Here is a 14,107-nt window from a genome sequence, read left to right as displayed (position 1 = left end):
GAAACGGTAGGACAAATGCTTAACGAAAAGTAAATGTTTTACCTAAATTTATTGGTATGACGAAATACATTTTAATTATAGCTTTATTACTTAATTATACGGGTAGTTTTGCTCAGGAAAATCCTGAGGTTTACCATACTTTATCTAAAAAAAACTTTTACTTTTTACACGCTATTGAAAATAATAGAGAGGTAAAAGAAGTATTGAATAAGGATAGATCGCTTTTAAAATTGTTATCGGAACAAAAAAAGCAGATAGCCCAAACTCTAGAAAAGAAAGAAAATGATCTGCACAGTCTTATCTATCCTTATTTAATAAGCGAGGAAGATTCTAAAAAAATAAGCGATCATTTAAATCGTATCTATAAGGAATCTCCCAAATTTAAAAATTTTATAGAAAATGATATTCGAAATTCAGGCGCCTATATTTTATATGATAAACTAAAAGCAAAAGAATTGATTGAAAATATATGGAGCCTTAATGCTGAAGGGATTAACCATATTCTAAAAGTCTACGGAATGGGCGAACATCCACAATATGCCGCTATAGATTCGGTTTCCTATAATGTAAAATCTGATTCTTATAAAGGGGCAATAGCGATGTGGAGTGATCATATGGCTCTGGAAGTAAAAGAAAAAGATCTTTGGTTTAATCCTTCCCTAAATTTTGCATTATCCTTACTTTATCTGAATCATCGCGATGAAGCTGCCAGATATGAACCTCTTGAAGAATTGGAAAACAGAAAAACAGTGGAACATATAAAGAATATTGATTTTGCTCATTTCAAATATGCTTCCATTTTAATTTTAGGTAATGGTCCTGAAAATTATACAGATCGTTTGTCTGCTCTAGGAAAATTGAATATAAAGCTTGGTGTAAAAGCGTATCTTGAGGCCAAGGTACCACTGATTGTAGTCTCTGGAGGACATGCCCATCCTTTTAGGGCAAAATATTGTGAAGCTATAGAAATGAAGAAAGAACTAATGAAAGAATATCAGATTCCTGAAAACAGAATTATTATAGAACCCCATGCCAGGCATACTACAACAAACCTAAGGAATGCCAGTAGATTATACTCAAAATATGATGTCCCTTTGGATAAAGCGCATCTGGTCGTTACAAATAACAGTCATAGTCAATACGTAAGTAGCAACAACTTCAAGAATCGATGTATAGAAGAGCTAGGGTATTTACCAGCTCTAATTATGAGTAGAATTAATGACACTACTATTGAATTTCAACCGCTTAAAAATTCATTACAACAAAACCCTACAGAACCTTTAGATCCTTAAATAAAAAGTTTATAAACTAATTATTAGGGGGACAGTCCGGGATCTTTAAATAGCTTATCCTGTAAAACAATATGCAACTGGAATATTCACTCCATACTCAATAAAGTTCTACAGCAAGTAATAAGCATGTGATTTACTATAATTTAATGGAAAAAAATAGAAGAGTGCTTTTATAGACTGAGGGTAAAAGAGAAAGAACTTTCACCCTCAGATATTTATAAAATTTGTGAGAGATTATTTTACGACGATATCCCAGGATCTAACATTACAAAAATTAAGTAGTACATAACTGGAAAAAATACGAATGACTGCTTTTTAATTATAGCGACGGCAAAAAACCGGTAACATTATATACCTGGGTAAACCTATAAAGCTGATCATTATTTTTAAGCCATTAACGATAAATGACAAATCAGATAATCTTAACTTAAAATGAATTAAAGTATAATTCTTTGTATCCTCTCAGATATAACAAAATTTTGGATCGCCTCACGCATATGACCCTCATATAAAAAGCATGGATGCTAAAATGTTCATAAGCCTGCTGGCCTCCAAATTATTATAAATCAAAAACCTCGTGGAAGACCACGAGGTATGAATGCGAAAATCTTTTTAGAATTTACGTTATCAATAATCATTGCGATAGGATATTGTCTCATTTTTTAAAATGAAAATAAAGACAACGGGAAATTGTGTGTATAAAGCCAATGGCTATTTATGATTCTAAAATTGACTTTTAAATAAAAGTTTTATAGTCTTAGCTGAGAAAGCAATTACTCATTTAAATCATAATTCTTTACTGTCATTAATAATTGTTCTTCAAAATTAAAAATGTCATCAATACTTTCCATTTTCACTTTTTCTTCTTTGCGATCATCATGAAAGGTACTAATATACTTTATACCACCGTTAAGGTGTAATCTACAAATAGGTTTTCGATTATTATTATCCAGTAAGATCCCAAAATAGCTTTGGGTATCGCGATATACAATTCGATCTTTAGCTACTTCTTTACGCAATAAGGCCAGGACTATATTATACCCTTCAATCTCTTCTTCGGTTGTTTCTATTTTTGAAGGTTTCTCTACCTCCTCGTGCACTTCTTCATTCTGTACCGCTTCTTCTTTACTTAATGCTGTCGATAGTCTATTGCTTACTTTTTCACTAATCAATTGCGAATATGCACGCTTTAGAATTTCTGTAAACTCTTCGACGACACTGGCAGTCATTCTTCCACTATAGACTTTACAGGCTAAAAGCTTAACTAAGTCTATGGATGGTGTGGTCATTTCATTTTCAATAACCCCTTTAAGTTCCCGGGTATATTTAAGGGTACTTGCATTATCAATGATCTTACTGATATCAAAGTTTGATTTATGAAATTTCTCAATTTCTTTAATCGTAGACTCTTTTAAATCTGTAATATCAAACTGAAAAAATGGCTTCTCATCCATCTTATTGGCATCCTCCAGATCGGTATAAAACTTATACGTTATTCCATTGGTAAGCAATGCGAATCGCGTTTTAGTGACATGAAAATAGCGAAAAAGCTGAGCTGAATTATGTACATCTAAAGATGATGTCCAGTGTTTACATTCAACAATAAGAATAGGTTCCCCATTTTGATAGATCGCGTAATCTACTTTTTCTCCTTTTTTCATACCAATATCCGCAGTAAACTCCGGTACAACTTCCATGGGATTAAAGGCATCATAGCCCAGTATATTAATAAATGGAAGTACGAAAGCATGTTTGGTAGATTCCTCATTGGTAATCTGATCTTTTAATTTATCGACTTTCGTTGCTAATGATTTTAACTGTGTATGTAGTTCCATAGTTTTAACTCTTAAGATTGAATGAATTTTGTAATTACCTGTTGCATATTAGAAGGTAAATCGGCATTATATATTTTATAATGAGCTACACCCATGGATTCCAACCAGTCAGACCAATAACGCTTGATGATATCATCCTCAAAATCATTTTTAGGATCGGGATTGATTCCCAGTACCAACACTTCTAAATTATCAAGATTGTTAGTTGCCGGAATAAACCCATAGTTGTTCTCTTCATATTTCTGTTCCCAGTTATTCTCTATTAAACGATTATTGCGAATATACTCTGGTGTTAAATAAGTTGTTTGATTTCCTTCCTTCCTAAGATTATCCTTATGATAAATGTATCCGTCGGTGAGAATCACCAATAAATTCCGGTAGTTCTCTGCAATGCAGTAATCTTTAACTTTCTGGTTCATAAACTTCCAGGTATCCGATCCTACATAATGATCATCCAAAATCGCAAGTTCATAAATTTTTGTGGGTAGCTCTTTATAATGTTGCTCAAAAAGCCTTAAGTTCTCATTACTAATATTCGCTTTATTAAAGCTGTATTTTAAATCTTTAGAAATGGTATTAATTTCAGGATTCGATGGCTCGGGGGCAAAGTACAATTGAATTTGATCATTGATTAAAATGATTTTCTTTTGCTGCACGTTCGCTTTAAAGGCATTGGCTATTGTTTGGATATAGGCAGCATCCCGTTGATAATATTCCATACTGGGATTGGGATATTTTTCTGGGTTAATACGATCAGACAGATCCAGTAACAAACTCACATTTAAATTTTTTGCGGAATTTGAAGTTATAGCTTGATTCTCCTCTTTTTTAGGTTGAACTGACGAGGTTTCTGATTCTGGTTCCGACTTACAAGCCAGAACCACAAAAATTATACTTAAATATCGTAGTGATTTCATCATTTAATTTTTTGAATAAACGAGATGTTGAAAATCGTTATCGGTTAGTTTCATTTCTTTTAAGTGAAGATCTGCCATGTCCTCACAGGACTGCAACAATTCCTCTTTTTTGTTTGAAGGAAGTGCGATTTCGGTCATTATCGCCTGAAACCATCCTTCTTTATATTGGGTATGGTAAAGCAGGTATTCTTTAATTGGAAAAATGAATCCATTGATCTTGGATTGAATCTCTGCAATTTTTCCTTTCACCTCTATGATCTGATTTCTAAATTCAGAAAGCTTCTCCCCCATTTCTTCCTTAACCCGTTGTAGGTTCTTAATTTCTTCTTTCTTATTCTGAATAAATACTTTGATTTTATCCAGATTTTCATATTCCTTCATGATAAAATCAAATACAAGCCCCCAGATAATATAGACCACAAAACCTGCAAAAATGATCATCCAAAACTGTGCTTCAAAAAGCGCAATGCTTAGATCATATGGAGGATCGGTAAGGGTTTTATTGAAATCATAGATTTTCTGCTCTATAGCATAGGCCAACAATGCATCAAAGGCAAAGGTCACCAGCAATAGAGCTGTTAATTTCAGATAATTTAAAATACCTCTCCCCTTTTGCATCATGTGGATCAAATAACCTAACCCCATAAAAACAAACGGAATGGTAGTTACTAAAATTCCTTCCAGCCAGCTATCATTAAAAGCATTGGTAAAAGCATCTTTATCAAAAATGGCCGCGACTAAAGCATCAATAGTAAACTCTTTAAAAAAAGCAGAGTAAGATGCCGATACATAAAACACTAATAAGTATAACGTGATAGGAAGCAACACCAGTAATCCTATATAAAATTGAGCTTTCGGCCGTTTATCTGCTTCTACTCCATATTTTTCGGGATCATGTTTTACATCAATCATATCTTTATGTAGCTTCTCGATATGCTGATTATTTTGAAGATCTTTTTCTTCAAAAATTGATAAACCTGTTTCCAGTTTTCTAAGCTCCGTACGCAAACGTTCCTGCTCTTCTTTATAGGGTTGTTTTAATTTCTCCTGTTCTAATTCCTGTCTCCTGCATTGATCTTCAAAACTCGCAAACAGATTTTGTAGACAGGCCTGTAAAACAATTGGTTTTCCAGACGTTTTGGTAGAGGCTGCAAACCCACTCTGATAATAGGTAATACGGATTTGTTCTTTATCCTCCTTTGGTAATGCTTCTTCCTTTTGCTCTGCAGTATTACGAACTGCAAATAAATTTTTGATGGCCATAATTAAAGATTAAGGTTGGTTATAATTTCTTCTTTGGTAATATGCTGCTGTACACAATCCAATAAGTATTCACAGAGTTCATCAATATTTTCGTCCAGGAATTCAAACTTTTTACAGTACTTCTTCAGGGTATTGCGTTCATCTTCTGTGATTACACCGTCAGCAAGGATCATAAAAGCCAGATCATATAGATATTCAATACGTGTTGTTACCTCCTTTGGAATACTAGACGTATGATCTACGGGATTTAAAAGCAAACGATCCAGTTCTTCTTTAGGAACGTTTCGTTCTTCCGCAAATTGATAGAGGGTTTTTAATTCCATCACGTCAAACTTGTCATCAGTTAGGGCCATTTGGTAAAGTCTTAAAAAATGACTTTTAAGTTCAGTAGAAATAGTAGTGTTCATAGGCTTGATAGTTTATAAGTTAGAAAAGTGAGTATGCCAAAGAAAATAAGCACCTGAAGTAAGCAGCCTTTACCTTTAGCGGTTGAAAATGTTTTCCTATAGGTTAGTCCCGGAATTCCTGTACGTACCGAAAAGCTTTTTGTACTTAATGTTCCACGTTTGGTGCGTATACTGGGTGAAATACCGGATTTGCTAATATTGATACCTACACCCTTTCCAAGATTAATTCGTTTATGTATTCTTAGTCCCATAATCTCATACGTATTGATAATAAAAAAACAATTATTGATTCGAAACCAGTCCCTTACCACAATAGATAAAGCTTCAGAAAACCTTAATAGCACAAGTCTGTTAGTTAGGTGGTATTTGATAGTTGATTGTAGCCTACTTTCATACATAACTGTTACAGGCACAATTACTCCCTGAGAAACAAGCTATAGCAAAATATTGCGGTCAATCAGGAATCCCTAAGCAAACCCACGAGGTATGAAACGGATAAGCTTTTTGTGGGTATTTTGTATCATAAAGTGAATTTTCCAGTAATCGTATAGAAATGATAGACCCATGGAAGCTTCGGTACAAAATCTTTGAAGATTTCTCTCGTCCTCCTAAATTTTCTTAAGTTGAACTCATATAGATTGCACCACCCGTATTCTTTCGAAGACGGGTTACCGATTCTTTAAGGGATGCTGCTGCCATCCTGTGGCAGCAAATCGATAAAAAGCTGAAGGCTAATAATAATTTCATCATATTTAAGGTTTTAATAGGATAAAATTATAACTATTGATTATCAGAACCTTACGGATTACCGTAAGAAGCTACTTTTTTTATAATCAACTGGTCTTCAGATTAATTGTAATGAAAGTACAATACCTATTAATTGCGCATTGGTTTTGGCGCCAAATTCGTCTTTTAACTCCTTTATGCGTTTTTCAATAGCGCTTTTACTGCCGGGGCTTAAGCCTTTTTGCATAAATTCGGCGCAAATTTGATCCTGGGTATAACCCTCTGCCAGACATCTTAATAATTGAGTTTCATAGTTGGTAAGTTCTTTGATATTAGACTGGTTAAGCGCTGCTTCGAGATTGGGCGAAAGATAGAATTTTCCTTTGTTAACCTCATCAATAGCAATTTTAAGATATTCCATACCCTTACGCCCTTTACATACATAGCCATTAATGTAGGGCTTAAGCTTTCGTATTCGCGAAGGATGATCTTCCATAGAATGAATAATAATTTTTAAATCTGGTAGTTCTTTGTTAAGAAGTATGGAAAGTTCTTCTCCAGAAGTGATTTTTTCATCTCGATGATCGGCTTTAAAAGATAAATCACAGATTATTAAATCATAAGGTTCTCGATCTAATGCCGCCCTTTTACATTTAAGATATGCTTCGTCGCAGTAAGTAGCAACATCTATTTTAGGCTGCCCTATGGTTTGTAAAAAAGTGCTTAAAGATTTATATGTACTATCAAAATCTTCTACTATCAGGATTTTTTGAAACATTTAAAAGGGTATTATAAGTTCTACAGAAAAACCACCGTGGTTTCCCGTTTGAAATTTAAAAGAACCGCCAATACTTTCCATACGGTTTTCCACATTGTCCAATCCTTTACCTTTTTTTAAAGCATTAGGTTGTAAGCCAACACCATTATCGTTATAATTGATTTGTAACTTAGAATTTTCAATCTTAAAATTAAAACTGATAATACTTGCCTTACTATGCTTTTTCATATTCACCATCAGTTCCTGTAGCATCCTAAAAATAGTGATTTTAGCTTCTTCACTTATTTTATCCCAGTTCACCTCCTGAATGCCTATTAAGTAGATGCGTGCCGATTTTGGGGTCATTTGAGAAAGCATTTCCTGTATTTCATTAGGATAGTCCTGATCGGTCTTTACCGGTAAATTTTCACGAGAAATATCACGGGTGCGAAAATAAATATCCTCTAATTTATCCAATAACTCTATTTTTTCCGGCGCATTAAGATTTTCAAGGGCGGTCATTAACCTATAGAGATCATTCGCCAATTCATCATGTAGACGCTTAGAAATCCTGGCTTCGGTTTTATGAATCTCACGAATTCGCTTCTTTTTAGCTTTTTGGCGTATATAGTAGATAACAAATGCACTGGCTCCAATAATAAGTAATCCTATAAAAATAGCGATATTTCGCTGATTAGAAGATTTTAATAAGGCGATTTGTTGCTGCGCAGATTGTTTTTCCAGGCTTTCGATCTGCTCTAGCTTTTGTTCCTCATCATATTTGATTTTCGCGAATACATTTTTAGCGTGATCTTTTACATCTGCAATACTATCAGTAAGTTTTATATAACGCATTGAATATTCACGTGCCTGAACAGGTTGAGCGAGTTCTATCAAATATTTCAAAGCTCTTTTCTCATCAGAAGTATTTTTAATTTTTTTTGCCAAATCAACATATTTGAAAGAGTATCCCAAAGCCTTTTCAGGTTTTATATCCCAATAGTAGCGAATAAGATGATCATAACTGGACATCTGACCTTCTATGTCCCTTTTTATCCTACGTTTATCTAGAATTTCTTCTAAATTATCAGATACATCACTTTTATCTTCTAACCATAAAGTAAAGTAATAATTATCAGCAATCCTGTAGTCTAATTGACTTTCAAAACTTTTAGGCAGTATTGAATCGAAAATTGAAAGTGCTTTCTTTAGGTCTCCGTTATCGGAATAAATATTTCCTATATTATTTAAAATGATTAAACTATCCAACCGGGAAGCAGTATACTTCAAAGCTTGCTTATACTCATTTATTGCTTCATCCATATCTGAAAGTTGTCTATACGAGCTCGCTAAATTGCTATATATGCTGGATAGATAAATTGAATCTTTATAACTTTCCAATAATATTAATGCTTTAACCTGACTAACTTGACTCCCATTAAAATCTCCCAAGTTATATTGTGCTATACCTAATTCAACTAGTCTTTTTCCTGCATTAAGACTGTCACCGTACAATAAATATAAATACTGTGAAGTATACATATTTCTAAGTACTTCTATATAATTTTTCAGATAAATATTTGTTTTTCCTTTTCTATAATGGCCTTTAGCAACTTCGAGTGTATCCACTTCCTTTTTTCCATTTTGGATTAGTTTATTTGCATAGAAAAGAGAAGAGTCATACTCCTTTAACAAATCATGATAATAGATTTTATAATCCCATAAAATCGGTTGAAGCGTATCGTTTTTATCCTGAAGGTGTTGAAGAGCTTCATTGAAATAGGCAATTTTATCGGAAACTTTATCAGCTAATTTCCCTTTCGAGAAATAGAAATAAGCAGAGTCGGTTCTAGGACTTTTGCTAAGGCTCATCTTTTTATCACAACTAGTAGAAGCAATAAATAAGAAAGAAAAAATTATAAAATCGAAATTTTTCATTTCTAAAAATAAAAAACGCCGCATAAAATGCAGCGCTTTTTTGGAAATTTAATTACTTCCTGGCGGATCTGCGGGTGGAATTATTTGCCCATCTTCCCCGGTCGATCCTCCTCCATCTCCCGGGTCATCATCCGTGCCATCGGCATAGGTCTCATTAAATTCATTGATATCAGCTAAACTATCATCGGTACAGGCAATAAATGCCATGTTTGCACCTAATATGCATAAAAATAAAATTGCTTTTTTCATCACTTTGTTGTTAAAAATTTGACATAGAATGTCCTGGAGGCTAAAGCCCCGCTTTACGACAATCCGTAATTGGAATAGGCTTTTGAGGCCTATATTTGGGAAGTGGAAAGCAGTACGACCGCGAGAAGTTACTTCCCAGTGACTTTCACAAGCCGTATTGAACTTTCTATAATCGAAAGCTGCGCGGTACCAGGATTGCAAAGCCCGGTTCTCTTTCGATTACAGCACAAAGATGTGATGAGAAGCAGCAAAAAATTGAGACAGATCCAGGACAAAACCAGACAAAACAGGACAAAATTGGGACAGTAAAAAGACAGGTCGATGGGACAAAAATGTCTCAGTTAAAAAGCAATGATTTGAGTCTGATTTTTAGGTTTTTACGAGGAAAATTATAATTTTGAATAACCACTAAAAAAGTATCTTATGGAACAATTTTTACAAGAAATTTTTAAAAAAGCTAAAGAGGAATCTGGAGAAGAAAGTTTAAGAAAGTGGGCCGAACATATTTCGGATTATTTGATGGAAGAAAAAAGGTTTCAAATCTCAGGTAAAACTTTGGAACGCTATTATAATGGAGAAACAACTCCCAACGGAGAGAAGAAAAACCAACTGGCTACTTATCTTGGTTATACATCCTACCAGGATTATTTAATCACCCAACACAAAGAAGATCAGACTGAGGAAGTGGAAAGCCCCATATCCTTAAAAGTGAAAAACAAAAAGAAAGTCCTCACCACTCTATTAGTCATCTTCCCTGTTCTTTTTGGGATTGGTTATTTGGGCTTTTCAACCGGTCGGGAAAAATGTATGGTTTGGATGGAAGACCACTTTGAGGTCTCTACATGTAGTGGAGAACCTTCAGAGGAAGAATGGAATGAATATCGTTTTGAAAACTTTAGAGAAGTAGAAGTAAATCCTGATACAGAATTCTTTGCTCCAAACGGAAAGCCAAAAATATGGTACGATAAAGAAAATAACGTGCTGACCTATTATACAGCACCAGGCATCAATCCGGAAACAGAACAAACAGTAAAACAAATTACCCCATATATCATCCAAACCCACGTGATGAATAAGTAAGGAGAATTAGTAGTTCTATCAAGGTAAAATTTTAAATTTTGAAGAGCTGTAGATTCTATATTGCATACTGAAAACATACTTCTCAATACAACAACTTTTGAACCTTCAACCTTTCAACTTTGAACTTTGAACGCTACCGTCATCTCGACCCTGCGGAGAGATCTTTTTTAATTTAGAAGTTAGAAATTAGACCGCTTTGCTGTTAGAAACTAGCTGATTTGACAATGTGTTCATTTGGCAATTTGAAAATGAATTAATGTGCTGGTTGTAATGTCAGGAAGCAGGAATTGTTTAATTTTTAATTTTGAATTGGCTGAAAGCTGTATGCTGATAAATACCGGTATATTGTATAATGTCTACTGTAATTTGAAAATTTTAAACTTTGAACATTAAAACCTTGAAATTCAAATACTAATCTTCAAAACCGCATATTTTTCGGCCTGATTTTTTCGCACTATCCAAAGTAGTTTTATAAATGGCCGTAGAACAGTTGCTAAGTCCCCTGCAATTCTTATTATAGTGATACTTTTTACTATATTTTCCTTTACAGAGATAAGCCGTAGTTTCTGTCTCTTCAGCACAGGATGACAGTGCACTAAAGGAGGTAATTGCTATAAGTAGGACGCATAACACTGAAAGTTGTAAAATATTTTTCATTGCAAAGTTTTAAAATCTGGCAGATAATAAATTAACTGCCAGATGATTTCATAAATGATTGTGATGCTAATGACATCCATTTTTAGTACATGTGATCTTCTCTGAGGTATTAGACCAGTGATTTGAATGTTCTTTGGTATCCGTCCCACATCCAGTGATCCCTCCTTTTTGACCAATGTGTACAATTCCGGTTGGTGTATGTTTTACCGCCATAATAAAATGATTTTATTTATTATAAAAAGTTACAACAAACAACGAGTACAGCCTTACGGTTTGCCGTAAATGACAAGAGAATAAGCCAAAAAGCTTATCATATAGAGAAGCCTTTTATTACAAAAGATTCCAATCAATCCGGATAGATCTGGACTAGAACTTTTAATACCCTTGGATAACAAGGAATTCCCATTTTTAATATTTAAAAATATTCACTGGTCAGCGAACACGTATCACAGCTAATTATTTATACTAAAGTCAGGAAGTCTTACGAAACTGATGGAAATTTTCGTAATACCTTTCTCCAGGATTTTGATTTTTAGATTATTCAGCCAGCTTTTCATAAAGCACAACGATACAAAAACGTTTTAAAAAATAGTAGTGAAAATTAATATTGAACGAAGCAATTAAAAACAATAGAAACCATCAACTACCTATTCTTAAAGATCTTAAATAATAAAAATAAAAATTAAATAATTTTTATTTTTATTTTTATTAAATCTAAATTAATACATTTGCTCTTAATAAACCGAAAACCTAAGTAAAATGAACACCCTAATCATATTATTGATGCTTGCAGGTGTATTAGTTTGTTACTATTCCTCCCAAAAAGCGATGATTATGGAAAATAATAATTTGGTCGAATGGATTTCCTTAAACCGCAAACTAGCCCGCATTATCGGAGGATCATTCATTTTACTTTCCATAATTATTGCCATAATAAATATGGGCACTGGAAGTGGAATTTTTGGTGGCCTGGTCATCTTAATGAGTATACTAAGCCTGGTCGTATTAACAGCTCCACTTCAGTTTTTTAAATGGCCAGTATTGGTCACTTTACTTTTTATCTCTTTCATCGTGGAATTTTTTATTTTTTAATCATGCCAGCTAATAAAAAACATCTTACAAAATCCCCATTCCATCGTATTTTAAAGATCGTAACCGGTTTTGCAGGAGGTTATGTTATAACCGAGTTATTTTTTATGATCCTGGTTAAATGTATTAATGAACCGGCTGCTCTAGTTAGTCTCCAGTTTGCCGGTTTTATCCTTTGGGCATGCCTGATGATCCTGGCATTTATTCCTAAAAGCGGATTAAAATGTTTAGGAATCTATTTGTTAAGCAGTATTGTTCTACTCAGCGTTTTTATTCTCATCCCATAAAGTTTTTGTATGTCACAACGTTTATATAATATATTCTTCCACACTCATACCATCAGTGGAATCATCATCAGTGCGCTATTGTATGTAATTTTCTTTACCGGTTCTATTGCCTTTTTAAGGGATGAGATCAATGCCTGGCAACGAAATCAACCTATTGAGGAAAATTATTTTAATACTATCGATTTTGACCAGGCTCTGAACAACATGGCCGAAGATCAGGAATTATACGGAAGAGATATCACCTTTTCTCACCGCTATTTTGAACGCCGGGTGACCACAACATTCACAGCATCCAAAGATACCAGCATTGTTGATGAAGTGCTGGGAAGAGGCGGGAATTATTTTTATATGGATATGGATTCCTTTGATAAAAAGGATTACATGGAAAATTACTCGCTGGGCGAGTTCTTTTACCGTCTGCACTTCTTTGCCCAATTAAATTTCTTTGGAAGATCAGGATATTTACTGGCTGGACTAGTAGCTTTCTTTTTCCTTTTCGCCGTCATCACAGGAGTTATCGTCCACTGGAAAAAAATTGTTTCAAGCTTTTATGTCTTTCGCCCAAAAGCCAAATGGAAAACGATATGGACAGATGCCCATGTCGCTCTTGGAATGATCGGTCTTCCCTATCAATTTATGTTTGCTGTCACCGGCTGCTATCTTATTATAGGCTATACGGTTATGCTCCCTCCGGTTCAAGAATATATATTTGAAAATCGACCCGAACATATCGAGGAAATACTGAGTTTGAAAGAACCGGTTAATATAGATTTTCAGGGAGAACGTCTTCAAAACCAGGCATCAATCAACCAGATGGTTAATAATACGCTTGAAAAATGGCCTGACCTAATAATAGATGAGTTAAACATTAGTAATTATGGGGATAAAGGGATGTATGTAAGCGTTACGGGCTCCCCCGGTTTTCACCACTCCCTGGGAAATAAAGCCTATAGAACCTATTTGGCAGACGGATCGGTTATAGCCGAAAAATCAATCGACCAACCCAGCGGTTATGCTGCCGGTGCATTTAATATATTAAGAAGACTGCATTATGGTGATTTTGGGGGATACGGACTCAAACTTATTTATCTTGTTCTGGGCTTTATTACCTGCTTCGTCATTTTATCAGGTGTGCATATCTGGCTTGTTGCACGGAACAAAAAGAATATCTCACCTTACAAACGGAAATTTAATTTTTGGCTGGTACAGGTCTATACTGCCTCCTGTCTGTCCTTATTCCCGGTTACGGCACTCAGTTTTGTTGTTATGAAATTAACCCATCAAATGGGTGGACGGGAAGTACTTTATCCTGTGTTCTTTTATAGTTGGCTTGCCCTGGTGATCTTCTTTCTAGTTCGCAGAAATAATTACTTTACGAATAAAGCCTGTCTTTTAATAGGAGGATTACTAAGCCTACTTGTACCTGTGAGTAACGGGATTATTACCGGAAACTGGTTATGGATCGCGGCAGGCAAAGGTTATCATCAAATTATGGTTGTTGATATTTTTTGGTTACTCACTGCTTTAACAAGTTTTGCGGTTCTTCTAAAAATGAAAAAACGCTCTATTGCTCCCACAACGATTTTAACCTAATTTATTCAATACCTTAT

Annotated in this window: 15 protein-coding genes; 5 read left to right on the top strand and 10 right to left on the bottom strand. The window is 34.4% G+C overall.

Translation table 11 applies throughout. The annotated features are described in order from the left end of the window. Window positions 1–56: 56 nt before the first annotated feature. The gene (locus AC13DP_RS19750) at window positions 57–1,292 is read left to right on the top strand and encodes a YdcF family protein (RefSeq protein WP_483068334.1); all 1,236 of its coding nucleotides are present in this window, start codon (window positions 57–59) and stop codon (window positions 1,290–1,292) included. A gap of 773 nt (window positions 1,293–2,065) precedes the next feature. Here the strand turns inward: AC13DP_RS19750 and AC13DP_RS19745 are convergent. The 9 genes from AC13DP_RS19745 to AC13DP_RS19705 all read right to left on the bottom strand — a co-directional run bounded on the left by AC13DP_RS19745 (window position 2,066) and on the right by AC13DP_RS19705 (window position 9,384). Next, window positions 2,066–3,127 carry a type I restriction endonuclease gene (locus tag AC13DP_RS19745; protein WP_272957178.1) on the bottom strand — a complete coding sequence of 354 codons (1,062 nt, stop codon included), beginning with the start codon at window positions 3,125–3,127 and terminating at the stop codon, window positions 2,066–2,068. Window positions 3,128–3,138: 11 nt separating this feature from the next. Continuing rightward, window positions 3,139–4,047 (bottom strand): hypothetical protein, encoded by a 909-nt coding sequence (locus AC13DP_RS19740; RefSeq protein WP_347406806.1) that lies wholly within the window; start codon window positions 4,045–4,047, stop codon window positions 3,139–3,141. Continuing rightward, window positions 4,048–5,307 carry an ABC transporter permease gene (locus AC13DP_RS19735; RefSeq protein WP_339814262.1) on the bottom strand — a complete coding sequence of 420 codons (1,260 nt, stop codon included), beginning with the start codon at window positions 5,305–5,307 and terminating at the stop codon, window positions 4,048–4,050. Window positions 5,308–5,309: 2 nt separating this feature from the next. After that, on the bottom strand, window positions 5,310–5,714 hold the full coding sequence (locus AC13DP_RS19730) for a hypothetical protein (RefSeq protein WP_013071096.1): 405 nt from the start codon (window positions 5,712–5,714) through the stop codon (window positions 5,310–5,312). Next, the gene (locus AC13DP_RS19725; RefSeq protein ID WP_339814259.1) at window positions 5,711–5,965 is read right to left on the bottom strand and encodes a DUF4236 domain-containing protein; all 255 of its coding nucleotides are present in this window, start codon (window positions 5,963–5,965) and stop codon (window positions 5,711–5,713) included. The genes AC13DP_RS19730 and AC13DP_RS19725 overlap by 4 nt, the downstream gene beginning before the upstream one ends. 367 nt (window positions 5,966–6,332) lie before the next feature. Further along, window positions 6,333–6,464: a hypothetical protein gene (locus tag AC13DP_RS19720; protein WP_339814257.1), complete on the bottom strand. Its 132-nt coding sequence runs from the start codon at window positions 6,462–6,464 to the stop codon at window positions 6,333–6,335. A gap of 94 nt (window positions 6,465–6,558) precedes the next feature. Further along, window positions 6,559–7,218, bottom strand: coding sequence for a DNA-binding response regulator (locus AC13DP_RS19715; RefSeq protein ID WP_483068333.1), 660 nt, complete (start codon window positions 7,216–7,218; stop codon window positions 6,559–6,561). Further along, the gene (locus AC13DP_RS19710; protein ID WP_483068332.1) at window positions 7,219–9,159 is read right to left on the bottom strand and encodes an ATP-binding protein; all 1,941 of its coding nucleotides are present in this window, start codon (window positions 9,157–9,159) and stop codon (window positions 7,219–7,221) included. A 24-nt stretch (window positions 9,160–9,183) separates the two neighbouring features. Beyond that, window positions 9,184–9,384: a hypothetical protein gene (locus AC13DP_RS19705; protein ID WP_339813245.1), complete on the bottom strand. Its 201-nt coding sequence runs from the start codon at window positions 9,382–9,384 to the stop codon at window positions 9,184–9,186. 423 nt (window positions 9,385–9,807) lie between these two features. Here AC13DP_RS19705 and AC13DP_RS19700 point away from each other — a divergent pair, with 423 nt between their 5' ends. Next, complete coding sequence (locus AC13DP_RS19700; protein WP_339813244.1) at window positions 9,808–10,464, top strand: hypothetical protein; 657 nt, start codon at window positions 9,808–9,810, stop codon at window positions 10,462–10,464. Window positions 10,465–11,187: 723 nt separating this feature from the next. On the opposite strand, the gene AC13DP_RS19695 is transcribed toward AC13DP_RS19700, so the two are convergent. Further along, the gene (locus AC13DP_RS19695) at window positions 11,188–11,334 is read right to left on the bottom strand and encodes a hypothetical protein (protein WP_013071090.1); all 147 of its coding nucleotides are present in this window, start codon (window positions 11,332–11,334) and stop codon (window positions 11,188–11,190) included. Between the two features lie 546 nt (window positions 11,335–11,880). On the opposite strand from AC13DP_RS19695, the gene AC13DP_RS19690 reads away from it, so the two are divergent. The 3 genes from AC13DP_RS19690 to AC13DP_RS19680 are packed head-to-tail and all read left to right on the top strand — an operon-like array spanning window position 11,881 to window position 14,090. Beyond that, window positions 11,881–12,213 carry a hypothetical protein gene (locus AC13DP_RS19690; protein WP_347406804.1) on the top strand — a complete coding sequence of 111 codons (333 nt, stop codon included), beginning with the start codon at window positions 11,881–11,883 and terminating at the stop codon, window positions 12,211–12,213. Between the two features lie 2 nt (window positions 12,214–12,215). Then, the gene (locus AC13DP_RS19685; RefSeq protein WP_013071087.1) at window positions 12,216–12,497 is read left to right on the top strand and encodes a hypothetical protein; all 282 of its coding nucleotides are present in this window, start codon (window positions 12,216–12,218) and stop codon (window positions 12,495–12,497) included. 9 nt (window positions 12,498–12,506) lie between these two features. Next, window positions 12,507–14,090 (top strand): PepSY-associated TM helix domain-containing protein, encoded by a 1,584-nt coding sequence (locus AC13DP_RS19680; RefSeq protein WP_339810308.1) that lies wholly within the window; start codon window positions 12,507–12,509, stop codon window positions 14,088–14,090. The last annotated feature ends 17 nt before the right edge of the window (window positions 14,091–14,107 follow it).

It is taken from the genome of Zunongwangia sp. L-65 (genome assembly GCF_056859415.1).
The sequence above is the reverse complement of the archived record's forward strand: the minus strand, read 5'-3'. Positions and strand labels throughout refer to the sequence as shown.